This is a genomic window from Methanococcus mangrovi, assembly GCF_054506835.1.
The window spans coordinates 456,344-472,974 of sequence record NZ_CP197114.1 but is presented as its reverse complement, the minus strand read 5'-3'; the positions used below and the strand labels follow the sequence as shown (position 1 = coordinate 472,974).

The window sequence follows — 16,631 nt, the reverse complement described above, 5'->3', positions numbered from 1 at the left end:
GGGTATCAAATGGATCTCAAAAGTATATTAAATAACGTAAAGAACAGTGAAACTGACATTGAAACTGCAGAAGCAACTATTCGGTCGATGGGGTACGTATCAGTAACTGATATTGCTAAAATTGATACTTTTCGAAAGCATCGAACAGGAATCTTGGAAGCAATACTTGCTGAGGGCAAAACTCCTGAAGATGTAGTAAAAATTGCAAAAGCTCAAATGTTTGCCAGTGGACGTGTTCTCATCACGCGTATTGGCGATAAACATAAAGAAGCGTTGCAGTCAAACTTCAAACCTGAAGAAATTGACTGGGGCCTTCATTCAACTACCGCAGTAGTTCATAACGGTACACCGATTAAAAAAACAGGTGGCGTAGTTGCAGTAATTACCGCAGGTACTGCGGATATCGACGTAGCAGAAGAAGCAAAAATGACTGCATCAGAAATGGGCTGTGAAACGATTGCAATATATGATGTAGGTGTTGCAGGACTTCACAGGCTTGTTAATGAAATGGCGATACTTAAAGATAAAAAACCCGATTCAATCGTAGTTGCTGCTGGAAGGGAAGGAACTCTCCCAACAGTAGTTTCTGCACTTGTTGACGCACCTGTTGTGGGCCTTCCTGTTTCTACAGGTTATGGTGCAGGTGCAAAAGGTGAAGCTGCACTTTTATCAATGCTTCAATCGTGTTCAGTAGTGTCTGTTGTAAATATCGATGCAGGGTTTGTTGCAGGAGCATTTGCCGCAAGAATTGCAAATAGTGTGGCTGAAGCACGGAATAATAAATCATAAAGATAAATTATCGAGAAATGCCAACATTGATTATTCTAACTTTTTACTTTTTTGAAATGGGTACTAATTAGTATATTCACCTGACTACTCAGTCAAGTTTATATATCAAGACAACCGTATAATTAATTGACTAATCAGTCAGGATGAGATACACATGAAAACAAATATTGAAGACAAAAGAAAAGCCATTATGGATGCCGCTTTGAAACTTTTCACTGAACGTGGGTTTCACGGTACATCTACAGCCCAAATTTCAAAAGAAGCAGGAGTAGCTACAGGTACGCTCTTTCATTATTTTCCAACGAAAGAAGACCTGATAAACAACCTGTATTTTGAAGTAAAAGGGGATTTAAGCCGAGCAATGGTAAAAGATCTCGAATCACAAGTTAACTTTAAAGACCGGTTGAAAAAAATATGGGATAATTTGATTAGATGGGGCTTAGATAACCATAACGAGTTTCTTTTTGTCGGACAGTTTTGCAATTCTCCATATATTTCGAATTTTACGCGTGAAGAAGTAATGAAAGAGTACTTTACTATCCATAAACTCATTGAAAACGGAGTAACTGATGGAGCTGTCAAAAAATTACCTTTAAAACTGGTCATTGCAATGTTTTACCAAAACAGCAGGACCGTAGTGCAAGTAATTTCGGGCTATGGTTTATCTAAAGATAAAAATAAAATAATTAATGAGGGTTTTGAAGTTGTATGGACAGGACTTTCTAAAAAGTAATTTTAATTAACTTATGGCTGATTACTCAATATCTAAAATTTACCGATTATTTATTAATATTAGCAATTACCACTGGAGGCTAAAAATATGACAATATCAGAGGATTTAAGTAATAGCACAATCTTTCCAAAAGGAGAAGAACTTCCAGAATTTTTGAGCAAGTATTTTTCCGGCAAAGTATGGGTCAGCATGTTAGTTGGAAGAGATAACGAATTCAACTGCCCAATTGGAAACGTGACATTCGAACCCGGTTCTATAAACAACTGGCATAAACATCCAGGAGGACAGATTTTGCTCGTTACAGGTGGCCGTGGTTACTACCAAGAAGAAGGAAAACCTGTACAAGAACTTAAAACTGGAGATGTAGTTGAAATTCCAGCAAACGTAAAACACTGGCATGGAGCAGCACACGACAGCTGGTTTGTACATCTTTCCGTTGAGACAAATTCACAGGCTGGTCCGGCAGAATGGTTAGAACCAGTATCTGCTGAAGAATATAGAAAATTAAAATAAGCATATAATTCAAAACCAAAATCTGAGGATGAAAATATGGAATCAGGAAAAACTAACGTGGACCTTAACAGCCTTACATTTAAATTAAGCGAAAATGTAACTGTTCAAAAAGTCATGTTCAAAAATAAATTTGGAGTGGAAGTTGCAGGGCACCTGTACTTATCAAAAGATATTGACACATCTAAAAAATATCCTGCAATTGTTATTGGAACACCTTATGGCGGTGTAAAAGAGCAGGGTGCAGGTATTTACGGACAAAATATGGCGCAAAGAGGTTTTGTTGCTCTTGCATTTGACGAATCATATAATGGTGAAAGCAAAGGAGAACCAAGACACATTTCTTCACCGGATTTATTTGTTGAAGATTTTAGTGCCGCAGTTGATTTTATTGGCACTAGAGACTTCGTAGATAGAGAAAAAATTGGAGTTATTGGAATTTGTGGAAGTGGAGGATTTTCAGTTACTGCAGCACAAGTCGATCCGAGAATTAAAGCAGTTGCTACCGCAAGTATGTATGATATAAGCGGCATGTTCAGAGATGGATTTGGAAAAACATTAACTGATGAGCAACGTAACGCAATGTTGGTCCAAATGGCTGAACAAAGATGGACTGACTTTGAAAACGGAACCCCATTAGTACCTGAAGGATTCCCTAGAACACCAGCAGATTCAATTCCAGAAGGATTAGACCCAATTACAAGTGAATTCTTTGAATATTATGCAATGAAAAGGGGATTCCATATAAATGCGGGAGCTTCATTTACGGCAACAAGTGGTATGTCTTTCATGAACTTCCCGTTAATGAACTACATTGAAAGCATCTCTCCAAGACCACTTCTTTTCATAATTGGAGAAAATGCTCACTCCAGATACTACAGTGAAGATGCATACGAAAAAGCAGCTGAACCAAAAGAACTCTACATTGTGTCAGGTGCAAGACACATTGATTTGTACGATGGTGGAGACAGCGATTATATTCCATTTGACAAATTGGAAGGATTTTTTAAAGAACATTTGAAATAAAAACAGGTATTAAATATGGGTCGAAACACCAACGATAATTTAAACATGCAAAGTAGGGGGACAATCCCCCTTACTAACACTAAATATCCCGAATGTGTTGAGCAAAAAGAGAAACCAACAGTATACAATGAATTAAACCTGGATGAAGAGCGTGCCTTATACGGCGTACATAACGCAACAGTCAGTAATTGTATATTTGATGGCCCTCTTGATGGAGAATCTGCCTTAAAAGAAAGTGAAGATATATATGTTTTAAATTGTGATTTCAGGCTTCGATATCCTTTTTGGCATGTCAAAAACGCTATAATGGAAAATAGTCACATGACCGAAACATGCCGTGCTGCAATATGGTATAGTGACCACATGACAATTGTAAAAAGTCATCTGGGCGGTATTAAGGCATTAAGAGAATGTGAAGATGTCACTATTGAAGACTGTACTATTCACTCACCTGAATTTGGATGGTTCTCTCACAAAATAACTGTAAAAAATACAGAACTCGAGTCAGAATATCCTTTCTTACAAAGTTCCGATATTTTGCTTGATAACTTTGTATTGAATGGTAAGTACTCATTCCAATATGTCGAAAATGTTGAAATCAAGAATTCCCGTCTGGATACAAAGGATGCTTTCTGGCACAGCAAAAATGTCACAGTATCTGACAGTATTGTAAAAGGCGAATATCTTGGATGGTACTCAGAAAATCTCAAATTGATTCGCTGTAAAATAATCGGAACCCAACCGCTCTGTTATGCCGAAGGTCTGGTTTTAGAAGATTGTGAAATGATTGATTGTGACCTTTCTTTTGAATACAGCAACGTTAATGCATCAATTATCGGTTCGATAACAAGTGTAAAAAATCCAAGCAGTGGGCATATTATTGCGGATTCAATTGGAGAAATAATATTGGATGAAAATCAACATATGGGCAGTTCATGTGTGATTGAAGTTAAAAATAAGTAAAATAATAATTAATTTAAAATTCACGTATAATACCGTACGAGTATAGAAATATACTTAACGTGGGGCTTTATTTATGAAAGTTAGTCCTAAGTATAACGGAATAAAACGGATGTTATTATTTTCTGGAGTATTATTGTTGGCAGTTTTGATTACAGGCTGTGTTGAACAAAATAACTTAGATCAAAACATCAATAACCAATCAGAAGACGAACAGATTGAACTAAATAATTCGAAAGCAGGTGATTCAAAAATGAGGATAAGTATTGAATCAAATGGGGAATCAATAGTTTTTGAACTCAATAATGGTCAAGCTGCTAAAGAACTCTATGAACAGCTTCCATTAACCGTTGAAGTTAAAAATTACAGTACCAATGAAAAGATATTTTACCCGCCAAACAAACTTAATACGAGTAATACGCCACTTACAAATGCGAAAACTGGAACACTTGCGTATTATGCACCATGGGGGGATGTTGTAATCTTTTATGGTAATTTTGGTTCAGCTGGTGGATTATATGAACTTGGAAACGTTGTATCCGGTAGCGAACATATCCAAAATATGTCTGGTACAATAACAATCAATAAAATGTAAATTTAGCTAAATTAGATGCGAATGGCCAAAGAACGACATGAAGATCATACTTGGGTTTCAAAATCAATCCTGATTAAAATAAACTTTTTTTATATTGTGGGAGCCCCTCTTACAATATCCTCATTCAAAAAATAATAAATGGATAAAAAATGATAAAAAATTTAAAACTGAATGAAAGAATAACTGGTTTTATAGGGGCAACTTTTTCATTGTTTGTTGTATTTGCGTCTTCTTCTGCCCCTATTCCATTACTTAACACTTATCTCCAAACGCTTAATCTTACGAGCGGAGATCTTTCTATGACTGCAGTTACATACTTTATAGGGTGTGTATTATCACTGCTGGTGTTTGCAAGAGTTTCGAATCATTTGGGACGCCGTCCAGTGACACTTGCTACATTGGGGATTTCTGTTATGGGATGTCTCATGTTTATTTATGTTCAAAATGCAGCAATGCTATTGATTGGAAGGTTTATACAGGGAATTGCATCTGGTCTGGCATCCAGCACAATTACATCATATATCGCTGATAACGCACCAACTTCACCAAAATGGATAAGTGCAGCTGTTATCAGTGGGGCACCCGTGGTTGGACTTTCAGCAGGTGCTTTTGGTGCTGCAGTCATTCAAGAATATGGGTTTGGTTCTTTATCGCTAATATACATGATATTTATTGCACTACTTGCTCTTTGTGCCGTACTGATTGCAATGGCTCCTGAGACGGTAACTCCTAAACGAGGGGTTATTTCATCCTTAACTCCACAGGTATCAGTACCTCGAAATATTCGCCATCTTCTTCCCGCTGCAGGCAGTATTTTTGTTGGAACGTGGGCGATTGGTGGATTTTATCAGGCATTTAGTTCTTCCATAACGGCAGAATTACTTAATACAAATAGCGTTATGGTGGCCGCAGCAGTTTTCGCATGTTTAATGACTCCTTATGCGATAGGAGGTTGGATTAGTGGCCGTTTTAATCCCGATAAAGCTCAAAGTATCGGTATATCCGCTTTTTTCCTGAGTATCGTGGCCCTTATTTATTCATTGAATGTTAGCCTCATGATTCCATTTTTTATAGCAACAGTATTTGCAGGAATATCGCAGGGTTTAGCATTTACTGGAAGTATCCGTAGTTTGCTGGATAAAATTGGCCAGGAAGATAGAGCAGGCCTGCTTTCGAGCATTTATATAATATCCTACAGTGGTGCAGCTATTCCAAATTTGATTGTGGCACGTTTGGCGGGTGGTTTTAGTTTATTTGAAATCGCAGTTGGATATGGTTTATTGGTGACGTTAGTTTGGATAACTGCACTCTTTTCATTAAGTAGGAATAAAAAACAGCAAGATTTACCAGAATAATTTTTTATTTTTTTAAGTACATATTCTTCAAAATTATCAGTAAATTTAATTTATTTTCATAATATTCTGCATTTTTTGGAGGAATTTTTTTATTAATTCGACATTTTTAAATAAAATTTATGTAATAATTTAAAGTATATTTGGGGGATACTATGCCAGACAAAGATGTTGAAACGATTGAAGATTTAATTTATTACCAATATGCAAAAATAATTGCAAAAAGTGCGTCTAAAGACGGAAAAAAGATGAGTTACGGGTTTATAAAACGTAAGTTTCTCGATTTAAAATCTGGAAAAATTTCATGGTCTGATATTTTAAGGGAAGATATGCAGTTCATAGAATCTGAAAAAGCATGCATTTATTGCGGTGCAACTGAAAATTTAACAAAAGACCACATAATTCCAAAATCTATTTCAATAAATGAAAGGTGTAGTACGTGTGATGCAGTTCAGGGGGTTCACAATATTATTTGGGCCTGTAAGTCCTGCAATAGTAAAAAAGGAACTAAAGGACTTTATGAAGTTTACCGGGACATTTATCCTGATGAAAAAAAGTTTTTTGATAATATTCCACCACTTTTAGAAAAAAAATATTTAAAAATAGTTTATCGATGCTGTAACTGCGCAGGCAAACTATGTAATGAAGTTGACCAAAAAACAGGTTCAGTTTTAGATATTGACGAAAGTTTAAAAGAATTCAAATGATTCATGCAATTTTAAGTTGATTCAAAATACACCCTAAAATACTAAAAATCGTTTTGAATTTGACGGATCATATAAAAAACGTACATTTGTGTAAAACACAACTCAAACACATTTTTATTTTCCAACAGTTAGCCTAAAATCTAATATATTAAAATATAACAGATATACCGTTCTTTTTTACATTTTTTAACAGCAGTGTTCATCAATCATAATTTTAATATTTAATAGTAATCTATTTAAATTACATTTTATAAAAAAAAGTAATTATTATATATTATTTAATTTAAATCTGTTTAAATTACTATAGATCATTACAGCAGGTTTGTTACAATACAACATTTAACACCGTATTTATGTTAACAATACCCAAACGTAACGAATAAACTTAACATGAGGTCATACTATGCCCGAAAACAAAAAAAAGTTCGACAAAGAAGGTGCCAATCATATGAATGAAATTTCAAAGACACTCTTTGCTCCAATATATCCCGTGATTGCCAAAAACATTATTAATCGTTTTGGAATAACCAAAGGCACATGTATAGACCTTGGCAGTGGCCCTGGATCGCTGTCAATTGCGTTATCAAAACAGTCCGACTTTTTGGTAATTGCTTTGGACTTTTCTGAGCATATGAATGAAATAGCATCAAAAAATATCTCAGATGCAGAAATGAACGGCAGAATTCAACTCGTTCAGGGTGATGTACACAAAATTCCATTTGATGATGACTATGCAGATTTAATCGTGAGCAGGGGCTCTGTATTCTTCTGGGAAGATATTAATACTGCATTTCGAGAAATTTATCGGGTTTTAAAGCCTGGCGGAAAAACATACATTGGTGGAGGATTCGGAAACAAAGAACTACGCGATTCAATTTCCGCTGAGATGATTCGCAGAAACCCCGATTGGAAAGAATTCAACCGCAAAAACATATCGCAGGAAAACGTTGAGCGATTCCGTGCTGTTTTAGATGACATAGGTGTCTCAACCTATGAACTTATCCTTGGGGACGAGGGATTTTGGATTGTAATCTCAAAAAATGAACAGGGGGGCTCCAATGAAATGCACAGTATGTGAAATAGGGTGTGACATTACCGAAGGAAATTACGGCAGATGTCAGATGTATACGAATCAGAACGACAGAATCATCGAAAGATTTCCAAACTCTTACCTTACAATACTTCCAATCACCATCGAAACAATGCCAATGGTCCACTTTGCACCAAAAAACAAATTTTTACAAGTCAGTACTGTCGGATGTAACTTTAAATGTCAGGGGTGCATTTCAGAAACACTGACCTCAAATGTTGATGCAATAGCAGGTGCCCTTAATACAGCTTTACCAGCAGATATCATACGGCGTGCACAGGCAGAAGAATGTTTAGGAATCGTTTTCTGTCTCAACGACCCCGCGGCTTCATACTACACATTTTTAGCACTTGCACAGGAAGCAAAAAAAGCAGGTCTATTGGTAGGATGTTCTACAAACGGCTACTTTACAGAATCTTCCCTTGATACCCTCATACCGTATCTTGATTTCGCCAATATCGGTTTGAAAGGCTCTTCGGATGCGCGCTATCAAGAATGTGGTGCAAAATCTGCATTGCCCGTTTTTCGAAATATCTGCAAATTACACGAAGCTCAAGTACATGTGGAAGTTTCTGTAATGTACATCAACAATGCAGATAAAGAGATACTTAATGCCGCAAAAGAAGTAGCATCTGTTTCTAAAGACATACCACTACAAGTTATGCGTTTTGTGCCTTTTGGAGATGCTACACCAGGTCTTGAACCAACTATCAATAACTCAGAAAAGGTGGTAGACCGCCTTCGAAACATCCTAAACCACGTTTACTTATTTAACTCACCCGGCACCACGTACCTGACAACTAACTGCCCTGTCTGCGGGACTGAAGTTATTGAAAGGGAATTTTATGGGCCAATGGGATGCCGCACCATTAATCATTACAAAAACGGCCAGTGCTCTTGCGGATGGCAGGCGCCAGTAAAAGGACCAATTAATACAGAACAGTTCACTGAATACGGCATGCTTGGAGGCTACCGAACAACACGTGCTATTGAAATGGCCCATGCCATTTTAGTAACGCTTGGAATCCGGGATAATGAAGAACTCAGTTGCGTACTTGGAAATATTATTAAAGAAGATTTTATTCGGGGACTGCATGATAAAATTCAAAAAATCGATTCGTGGCTCGAACTGATTTGGGACCTTTCAATACAGACTGGTCGAGAAAATGAAGGCAAAGCTTTGGTATCATTTATTCAGGAACGTGTCAATGTAATAAATAAAGGTGTTGCCCTCGTTAAATCGCGCCCTTCTGTATATTATTCAATGGGGTACCCGCTCTTTGCTCTGAATGCCGAGAGGTTTGAAACAAACCTTGTAGAAGCTGCAGGCGGTGTTTGTGTTAACAAACGCCTTACACGAAAAGGTAAACCTGGCATTAATATATCAGTCAATGAATTAAATGAACTCAGCCCTGAAATGATGTTTATATCTGGATTTTTATCATCACCTGCTTCTGACTATATTCAATACTGTAACACGCACAAAATCGATAATAAAGCCGTTCAAATGAATAAAATAGTTAACGTGCCAGCAGGATGGGATTTTGGAAGTCCCCGGTGGATACTCGGATTCATGTTCCTTGCAAACACGATCCATCCAGAAATTTTCTCTTTCGACTTAGAAGCGGAACAAAAAGAGTTTTACGAAAGATTTTATGGTATTCATGCAGAAAACGTCGTTACAAACCGTGACTTTTCAAGACCTGTAGTATATACCAGACAGGAAAAATAATCCCCATTACCTGTCTTTTTTCTTAAAAATATTATATAATAATGATTCCTTAAAAAAATAAATTTACCTGTCAAAACATGCATTTTCGAGTTCTTTTAAAGTGTTTAAATTTATAAATATGTCACAAGTTTCGTCTATTTTTTCAACATCCACGTACAGTGGATTTAATTCGTCTATCAAGCGCCTTATTGGGGAGGATTTGTTTTTTTCAAGCATTTCTTCAACAATTGATCCAAGTACATTTACTGATGAAATATGGTAAAGTGAAAAAAGTGGCTCGATAAACCCGTTTTTGTGCTTTGGAACGATACAATCATTGCCGCTTAATTCTGCTTCTTTTATACATTCAAGTAACTTTACTATAGATTCTTCAGTAATAAAAGGCATGTCACACGGAACTAAAAAAACCCATTGAGAATTAGTATTTAACATTCCCGAAAGCATTCCAATCAAAGGACCCATTCCCGGCACAAAATCCCATGTAATCGTTTGATGGTACTTTTTATAATAATAAAGCTGTTTTTCAATTTCTTCTTGTGGTTTTTCCATAAATCGAGGGTTTCTAAATACGGTGACAAATGGAATTTCCATTTCAACTAACATGTCTGCAATATTTTCTATTAAATATTTATTACCCGACTTTCTAAAGGATTTTTCGCCACCCATACGCTCTGCTTTTCCGCCAGATAATATAATCGCTGATATCATAAGTGTCCCAATTTTAAAAACATGATTTTGACAAGATTTATATACTCTTTTATTTATACTTGTTGTGATAATCTTCGCGATTTACTTATTGAAACATATTGGTGAAACAATGGAAAAAGGAAAACTCGTAAAAATTTCATACGACGGATATGTCGAAGGAAACTTGTTTGACACTACAAACGAAGAAACAGCTAAAGAACAGGGAATTTTCAATCCAAACATGGTTTACGGTACAGTTACTGTTTCCGTTGGCGAAAAAATGTTAATTCCAGGACTTGACAGCGCTATAATGGAAATGAACGTTGGAGAAGAAAGAGAACTTGATTTAGCTGCTGAAGAAGCTTTCGGTAAAAGAGACGCTTCACAAGTAAAAATCGTTCCAATGAAAGAATTCAAAAAACACAATGTAAACCCAATCCCAGGAATGCCTGTAAACATTGACAACAAAATCGGAAAAGTTGTTAGCGCAAACGGTGGAAGAATATTAGTTGATTTTAACCACGAACTTGCAGGAAAAGCTTTAAAATACAACTTAAAAATCGAAGACGTTGTAGAAGCTCCTGAAGCTATTGCTTTAGAAGTTGCAAAATTATTCATCCCAAGAATTTCAGAAGAAAACTTAAAAGTAACCATTGACGGCGAAAACGTAACATTAGACCTTCCTGAAAACACAGCATTCATGCAAAACCTCCAAATGGTTAAAATGGGTATTGCAAATGAATTAATTAAAAGATTGGAAGCTAAAAAAGTTTCATTCATCGACAACTTTGTTAAAAAAACAGAATAATTACAATTAATTAATATTTTCTCTTTTTGTCTTATTACCGACGTAATTTCAAATAGTAACTTTTTTAAATTACCGTATCCATAGTTAGTGTAAACATTACCCCTTAACCACAATTTACACTTCGTGATAACAATGGAAGACCGATACGGAAGAGAAATCCGCTCTTTTAGAATTTCGATAACTCCCAAATGCAATTTAAAATGTTTTTACTGCCATAAAGAAGGCAGAAATGAAGAACATGGCAAATTAATGAGCGCTGATGAAATTGGAAAAATTGTAAAATCTTCTCTAGAATTTGGAGTTAGAAAAATTAAGATTTCTGGCGGGGAACCGCTTTTAAGAACTGATTTACCCGAAATTATTGAAAATATCAAAGATAAACAAATAAAAGACATTTCGTTAACTACAAACGGAATACTGCTTGAAAAATACGCACAAAAATTAAAAGATGCCGGACTTGATAGAGTAAACGTGAGTTTGGATACTTTAGACCCAGTTCAATACAAAAAGATTACTGCTGGCGGAAACATTGAAAGCGTAAAAAAAGGAATAGAAAAAGCCATAAAAGTAGGTTTAACCCCGTTAAAAGTTAATTTTTTAGCAATGGATGATACAGTAAATCAACTTCCAGCGATTATGGATTACTGTAGAAAAATTGGTGCAATTCTTCAAATAATCGAATTTATTCCGATAGACACAGATTTGAAACACCACCACGTGGATGTTGTACCAATAGAAGAAGAAATTGCAAAAAGTGCAGATCAAACATTTACAAGAAAATTCATGCAGAACAGGAAAAAATACGTCATTGATGGATTGGAAGTTGAATTTGTTCGACCAATGGATAATACTGAATTTTGTGGACACTGCACAAGAATCAGGCTTACTTACGATGGTTACTTAAAACCATGCCTTTTACGAGACGATAATTTAGTGGATGTTGCAAATCCAATTAGAAACGGGGAAAATATCAGGAAATACTTTATAAAATGTATACAGGAAAGAGAACCTTTCTGTAAACACTAAACCATTAATTAAATCATTTAATTTTAAAATTTGTGACTTTTTTATTTTATATTTAAATTTTAAGTTATACCCCTAATTTTAAAAAAATTACTAACTATCAAAAATACGAGGGGTACAGCAGGATTAAACTTATCCCATTAATTAAAGCTATCAATAGGCAGGTTATTTATCAAACAAAATAAAAATATATTATTATAAGGAGAACGGGTGAAACTTTGAAATCAGTTCTAAAAAAAATAGGTTGTATTTTATTTGGAAGTACGCTACTATCCGCGTCCATTACTGCAGCTTACGCTCTCGAAAAATATGGAAATGTCAATAATTTTATAGATAATAGTCTGGTAAAATATGGAAACCCTGATGTTTACATTGTAGTTGGGGAAAATGCTGCCGCATTAGATGTAACTTCAGCAAACAAAGTTTCTGCAAAAATTGGAACTCTTACGTATACAGAAACGGTCTTAGAAGATGAATCTACGGTAGAATACAAAATTATCGGAGAATCTGACAGTGTTGATTTAAGGGATGGAACTGATAAATTAGATAGTGCAGGTACCGAAAAATCGTGGATTCTTGTTACGGCAGCAGATGACGATTGTGCAGATCATTTCGATAACGATGAAGGAAATTCTTTTTCATATTCTGGATTTTCACAAGCAGACCAGACCAAATCACTTGGAGATTTGGGATATCTACTTGAAATAGATGATATTGACCCTGAAAATCATTTTGAATCCGATGATGATTCAACAGAGTTATTATTTGTAAGAATTACTGATTCAGACAATGGTGTAAATTCGTACAAATTTGATATTGGAAAAGACATGGTTTACGCGTCAGTCGTGTACCCGAACCAGGTTTCTGCATTTAAATTGACAAAAGACTTAAAAGAAGGTTACGAAATTCCATTTTTAGGTAAAAAATACCGTATTGTAAAAATTGATGAAAATAATAACAGGATATACCTTGGAACAAGCTCATACGAAGGGACTGTTGAACAGGGCAGTTACATAAATCCGGGTGGGGAGTACCAGGTTGTTTTAAGGAAAGTTCTTGAAAATGACGGCGAATACATCGTGGATATCGATGTTTTAAGAAATGGAAATGTAATTGAAGAACACAGTGAAACTTTACGTTCAGACAGGTCATTTTCATTTGTTGCAGATGGTATTGGCGTTACAGTTTATGATGTGTGGCAAAATACGGCAGCAGATACTGCTTATGCAGATATCACCGTATGCAAGTCCCTAATTGAATTGGAACTTGGAGAAGAATATATAGATAATTGGGAGTTAAGAGCTGTTACAAATAATGCGGGAACTATTGACTTTTTAAAAACTTACGAAGACAACACCGTTGGAATTGCACTTGTATACACTGGAAGCGATGTAAACGGGATAAACGATGGGGACAGGATAAAAATTGCAGATTACGTAAATTTAGTATTTAACGATGAAGACGACATTGACAAAATGATTGCCGAATTTAGGGCTGAAAAAACAGTAACAACTGGGTCAACTGGTGGAACCGTCGTTTCGAAACCGGGAATTGCCCCAAAAGTACTTCTCGATAGTGAAATAGAACTTGACGAAGCTGACAAAAATTTAATTTTAATAGGGGGCCCTGTTGCCAACCGGCTGACAGAAGAACTTCAAAATAGCGGTAAAATTGATATTGATAATGAAAGTCCTGAAACAGCAGTATTAATTGAAGGTGCTGCAAACGGAAATGATGTCCTCGTAATTGCAGGTGGCGATAGATACAGTACTGAAAGTGCCGTATCTTCTATTTTAAATCTCATTTAATATCTTTTTTTAAATATTTCAATTATATTTATTCAACGATAATTTTTTAAAAGTTAAACCCGTAGTAATAGTGGAAATTATGGAAGATTATATAATTTTTAAAAAAATTAACATTTAGGGATAACGATGGCTGAAAAAAATCATGTTGGCGCTAAAATTCAACAGGTAAGGGAAAGGCAGAACATGACTGTCGAAGAACTTGCAGAAGCGAGCAGCACCAGTGTAAAACTTATCGAAAGCTTAGAAAATGGGGATTTAGTTCCGTCATTAACCCCGCTCTTTAAAATTGCAAGAGCTCTCGGGGTTAGACTCGGTACATTTTTAGATGACGCTCCCCAAACTGGGCCGGTACTCACAAAATCAGGACATTCGGACAGTATTGTCAGATTTTCAGGAAAAATAGATGGAACCAAGGATAGTAAATTAAATTTTTACGCACTTGCTGCTGAAAAACAGGATAGACATATGGAACCATTTTTAATAGATGTATTCCCTCTCGAATCAAAAAATTACAAACTTTCCTCACACGAAGGAGAAGAATTCATTTATGTTATGGACGGAGAAATTGAAGTATTATATGGGCAGGAAAAATATTCCCTTAAAAAAGGCGACAGCATATATTACGATTCAATCGTTCCGCATGACCTGCACGCATCTGGAAAAGACGTTGCAAAAATTCTTGCAGTAATCTACTCACCATTCTAATAATTTAAAAATCCGTGATAAAATGTTTAAAACAACCGTAACCCCCCGATTTGGCGATGTTGATGGATTAAAACATGTAAACAACATCGTACCTGCAATCTGGTTTGAACAGGCTCGAAACCCACTATTCGAAATATTTGTACCAGATTTCGATTTAAGCTATGAAAAATGGAATTTAATAATGGTAAGAACAGAATTCGACTTCGTAGGGCAGATGTACCTTGGAAAAGACGTTGAAATCAGGTCCTACGTTTCAAAAATTGGAAACTCATCATTTACGATGTATCAGGAAGCTTGGCAAAACGGCAAATTAGCCGTAAAAGGAAAAGCAGTTGCTGTTCATTACGATTTTATAAACCAGAAATCAGTTCCAATACCAGATTCCATTAAAGAAAAATTAAAAGAACACTTTATCGAAGGAATCGATTAACAGCATATTTGAGGTAAATCATGCTTTTTACAAATGATACTATCGGAGAATTCTTTGAAAAACAGGCTCAAAAAGACCCCGATAGAGAATTTATTGTATATCCAGATAGAAATCTCCGCTTTACATACAAAGAATTTGATGAAAGAACCGATCTTCTTGCAAAAGGTCTCTTGGAAATTGGAATTAAAAAGGGAGACCACGTAGGAATATGGGCTAAAAACGTTCCGGACTGGCTTACATTCATGTTTGCAACTGCAAAAATCGGTGCAGTTTTGGTTACTGTAAATACTGCATACAAAAGCCATGAACTTGAGTATGTTCTTAAACAGTCCGATATGAAAGCCCTTGCAATTATTGACGGATATAGAGACACAAATTATATCGATATCCTGTATGAACTCGTTCCAGAATTAAAAACAAGCAACAGGGAAAAATTAAACAGCAAAGAATTCCCATACCTTAAAAATGTAATTTATGTCGGGCAGGAAAAACACCGCGGAATGTACAATACAAATGAACTCATGCTCCTTGGTAAATACGTTTCTGATGAAAAACTAATTGAAGCTAAAAAAGGCTTGAATTCCGATGATGTAGTTAATATGCAGTATACCTCCGGAACTACTGGCTTTCCAAAAGGAGTAATGCTCACACATAAAAACATTTTAAATAACGGGTTTTACATTGGGGATAGACAGAAATTTACTGAAGAAGACAGGTTATGTATAACAGTGCCGCTTTTCCATTGTTTCGGTATTGTTCTTGCAGTTATGGCCATTTTAACCCACGGGGCCACAATGGTAATGGTGGAGCTTTTTGACCCACTTTTAGTTTTAGCTGCAGTTCAAAAAGAAAAATGTACTGCCCTTTATGGGGTACCGACCATGTTTATTGCAGAATACAGCCACCCGATGTTTGACATGTTTGATCTTTCCAGTCTTCGTACAGGTATTATGGCAGGATCCACACCCCCGATAGAAGTCATGAAAAAAGTAGTTAATGACATGTATATGACTGGAATAACGAGTGTATACGGCTTAACAGAAGGATCTCCTGGATTTACCCAGACCAGCGTGGACGACCCATTGGAAAAAAGGGTAAAAACTGTTGGAAAGAAATTACCAGAATGTGAGGTAAAACTTGTAGACCCTGAAACTGGCGAAACTGTAGGACCTGGAAAAATTGGGGAAATATGTTGTAAAGGCTACAATGTTATGAAAGGATACTATAAAATGCCTGAAAAGACTAAAGAAGTAATTGATGAAGATGGCTGGCTCCACAGTGGTGATTTAGCGACAGTAGACGAAGAAGGTTATTACTCAGTTGTAGGCCGTATCAAAGAACTGATTATTCGTGGTGGGGAAAATATATACCCGCGAGAAATTGAAGAATTCTTATATACTATTCCCGGAATTAAAGATGCACAGGTTATTGGAATTCCTGATGAAAAATATGGTGAAATAGTTGGTGCATTCGTAATCCTAAAAGAAGGGTTCGACATTAAGGAAGAAGACATTAGGGACTTCGCACTTGAAAAAATTGCAAGATATAAAGTTCCAAAACACGTATTTATCGTGGAAGAGTTCCCGATGACTGCAAGCGGTAAAATACAGAAATTTAAATTAACTGAACTTGCAGTTGAACTCCTGAAAAACAAGAACGAAGAATTATAAACTTTT

Annotated in this window: 17 protein-coding genes; 16 read left to right on the top strand and 1 reads right to left on the bottom strand. The window is 35.9% G+C overall.

What is annotated here, in order from left to right:
• Positions 1-9: 9 nt before the first annotated feature.
• From larB to ACS5L2_RS02505, 10 genes are all read left to right on the top strand, one after another.
• A complete protein-coding gene (larB, locus tag ACS5L2_RS02550; protein ID WP_459202202.1) occupies positions 10-789 on the top strand; it encodes a nickel pincer cofactor biosynthesis protein LarB in 780 nt (259 codons plus the stop codon).
• Positions 790-943: 154 nt separating this feature from the next.
• Positions 944-1,522, top strand: a complete 579-nt coding sequence (locus ACS5L2_RS02545; protein ID WP_459202201.1) for a TetR/AcrR family transcriptional regulator — start codon at positions 944-946, stop codon at positions 1,520-1,522.
• Positions 1,523-1,609: 87 nt separating this feature from the next.
• A complete protein-coding gene (locus ACS5L2_RS02540) occupies positions 1,610-2,035 on the top strand; it encodes a cupin domain-containing protein (RefSeq protein WP_459202200.1) in 426 nt (141 codons plus the stop codon).
• A 36-nt stretch (positions 2,036-2,071) separates the two neighbouring features.
• Positions 2,072-3,058, top strand: a complete 987-nt coding sequence (locus ACS5L2_RS02535) for an alpha/beta hydrolase (RefSeq protein WP_459202199.1) — start codon at positions 2,072-2,074, stop codon at positions 3,056-3,058.
• Between the two features lie 15 nt (positions 3,059-3,073).
• Complete coding sequence (locus ACS5L2_RS02530) at positions 3,074-4,021, top strand: DUF3737 family protein (RefSeq protein ID WP_459202198.1); 948 nt, start codon at positions 3,074-3,076, stop codon at positions 4,019-4,021.
• Positions 4,022-4,094: 73 nt separating this feature from the next.
• A complete protein-coding gene (locus ACS5L2_RS02525; protein WP_459202197.1) occupies positions 4,095-4,613 on the top strand; it encodes a cyclophilin-like fold protein in 519 nt (172 codons plus the stop codon).
• A gap of 149 nt (positions 4,614-4,762) precedes the next feature.
• Positions 4,763-5,968 (top strand): MFS transporter, encoded by a 1,206-nt coding sequence (locus tag ACS5L2_RS02520; RefSeq protein ID WP_459202196.1) that lies wholly within the window; start codon positions 4,763-4,765, stop codon positions 5,966-5,968.
• Positions 5,969-6,120: 152 nt separating this feature from the next.
• On the top strand, positions 6,121-6,672 hold the full coding sequence (locus ACS5L2_RS02515; RefSeq protein WP_459202195.1) for an HNH endonuclease: 552 nt from the start codon (positions 6,121-6,123) through the stop codon (positions 6,670-6,672).
• A 403-nt stretch (positions 6,673-7,075) separates the two neighbouring features.
• Positions 7,076-7,750, top strand: a complete 675-nt coding sequence (locus ACS5L2_RS02510; RefSeq protein WP_459202194.1) for a class I SAM-dependent methyltransferase — start codon at positions 7,076-7,078, stop codon at positions 7,748-7,750.
• On the top strand, positions 7,731-9,494 hold the full coding sequence (locus ACS5L2_RS02505) for a radical SAM protein (protein WP_459202193.1): 1,764 nt from the start codon (positions 7,731-7,733) through the stop codon (positions 9,492-9,494). The genes ACS5L2_RS02510 and ACS5L2_RS02505 overlap by 20 nt, the downstream gene beginning before the upstream one ends.
• A 63-nt stretch (positions 9,495-9,557) precedes the next feature.
• On the opposite strand, the gene ACS5L2_RS02500 is transcribed toward ACS5L2_RS02505, so the two are convergent.
• Complete coding sequence (locus ACS5L2_RS02500) at positions 9,558-10,202, bottom strand: molybdenum cofactor guanylyltransferase (RefSeq protein WP_459202192.1); 645 nt, start codon at positions 10,200-10,202, stop codon at positions 9,558-9,560.
• A gap of 109 nt (positions 10,203-10,311) precedes the next feature.
• On the opposite strand from ACS5L2_RS02500, the gene ACS5L2_RS02495 reads away from it, so the two are divergent.
• The 6 genes from ACS5L2_RS02495 to ACS5L2_RS02470 all read left to right on the top strand — a co-directional run bounded on the left by ACS5L2_RS02495 (position 10,312) and on the right by ACS5L2_RS02470 (position 16,625).
• Positions 10,312-10,989 (top strand): FKBP-type peptidyl-prolyl cis-trans isomerase, encoded by a 678-nt coding sequence (locus ACS5L2_RS02495; RefSeq protein ID WP_459202191.1) that lies wholly within the window; start codon positions 10,312-10,314, stop codon positions 10,987-10,989.
• Positions 10,990-11,121: 132 nt separating this feature from the next.
• On the top strand, positions 11,122-12,015 hold the full coding sequence (gene moaA / locus ACS5L2_RS02490) for a GTP 3',8-cyclase MoaA (protein ID WP_459202190.1): 894 nt from the start codon (positions 11,122-11,124) through the stop codon (positions 12,013-12,015).
• A 215-nt stretch (positions 12,016-12,230) separates the two neighbouring features.
• Positions 12,231-13,820 (top strand): S-layer protein, encoded by a 1,590-nt coding sequence (locus ACS5L2_RS02485; protein WP_459202189.1) that lies wholly within the window; start codon positions 12,231-12,233, stop codon positions 13,818-13,820.
• A gap of 126 nt (positions 13,821-13,946) precedes the next feature.
• The gene (locus ACS5L2_RS02480) at positions 13,947-14,525 is read left to right on the top strand and encodes a helix-turn-helix domain-containing protein (RefSeq protein ID WP_459202188.1); all 579 of its coding nucleotides are present in this window, start codon (positions 13,947-13,949) and stop codon (positions 14,523-14,525) included.
• A 22-nt stretch (positions 14,526-14,547) separates the two neighbouring features.
• Positions 14,548-14,955: an acyl-CoA thioesterase gene (locus ACS5L2_RS02475; RefSeq protein WP_459202187.1), complete on the top strand. Its 408-nt coding sequence runs from the start codon at positions 14,548-14,550 to the stop codon at positions 14,953-14,955.
• A gap of 20 nt (positions 14,956-14,975) precedes the next feature.
• Positions 14,976-16,625, top strand: a complete 1,650-nt coding sequence (locus ACS5L2_RS02470) for an AMP-binding protein (RefSeq protein WP_459202186.1) — start codon at positions 14,976-14,978, stop codon at positions 16,623-16,625.
• Positions 16,626-16,631: the final 6 nt, after the last annotated feature.

Excerpts from the sequence above, each read along its gene's own strand:
- larB (WP_459202202.1), top strand. The coding sequence starts at position 10 with ATGGATCTCAAAAGTATATTAAATAACGTAAAGAACAGTGAAACTGAC.
- ACS5L2_RS02545 (WP_459202201.1), top strand. The coding sequence starts at position 944 with ATGAAAACAAATATTGAAGACAAAAGAAAAGCCATTATGGATGCCGCT.
- ACS5L2_RS02540 (WP_459202200.1), top strand. The coding sequence starts at position 1,610 with ATGACAATATCAGAGGATTTAAGTAATAGCACAATCTTTCCAAAAGGA.
- ACS5L2_RS02535 (WP_459202199.1), top strand. The coding sequence starts at position 2,072 with ATGGAATCAGGAAAAACTAACGTGGACCTTAACAGCCTTACATTTAAA.
- ACS5L2_RS02530 (WP_459202198.1), top strand. The coding sequence starts at position 3,074 with ATGGGTCGAAACACCAACGATAATTTAAACATGCAAAGTAGGGGGACA.
- ACS5L2_RS02525 (WP_459202197.1), top strand. The coding sequence starts at position 4,095 with ATGAAAGTTAGTCCTAAGTATAACGGAATAAAACGGATGTTATTATTT.
- ACS5L2_RS02520 (WP_459202196.1), top strand. The coding sequence starts at position 4,763 with ATGATAAAAAATTTAAAACTGAATGAAAGAATAACTGGTTTTATAGGG.
- ACS5L2_RS02515 (WP_459202195.1), top strand. The coding sequence starts at position 6,121 with ATGCCAGACAAAGATGTTGAAACGATTGAAGATTTAATTTATTACCAA.
- ACS5L2_RS02510 (WP_459202194.1), top strand. The coding sequence starts at position 7,076 with ATGCCCGAAAACAAAAAAAAGTTCGACAAAGAAGGTGCCAATCATATG.
- ACS5L2_RS02505 (WP_459202193.1), top strand. The coding sequence starts at position 7,731 with ATGAAATGCACAGTATGTGAAATAGGGTGTGACATTACCGAAGGAAAT.
- ACS5L2_RS02500 (WP_459202192.1), bottom strand. The coding sequence starts at position 10,202 with ATGATATCAGCGATTATATTATCTGGCGGAAAAGCAGAGCGTATGGGT.
- ACS5L2_RS02495 (WP_459202191.1), top strand. The coding sequence starts at position 10,312 with ATGGAAAAAGGAAAACTCGTAAAAATTTCATACGACGGATATGTCGAA.
- moaA (WP_459202190.1), top strand. The coding sequence starts at position 11,122 with ATGGAAGACCGATACGGAAGAGAAATCCGCTCTTTTAGAATTTCGATA.
- ACS5L2_RS02480 (WP_459202188.1), top strand. The coding sequence starts at position 13,947 with ATGGCTGAAAAAAATCATGTTGGCGCTAAAATTCAACAGGTAAGGGAA.
- ACS5L2_RS02475 (WP_459202187.1), top strand. The coding sequence starts at position 14,548 with ATGTTTAAAACAACCGTAACCCCCCGATTTGGCGATGTTGATGGATTA.
- ACS5L2_RS02470 (WP_459202186.1), top strand. The coding sequence starts at position 14,976 with ATGCTTTTTACAAATGATACTATCGGAGAATTCTTTGAAAAACAGGCT.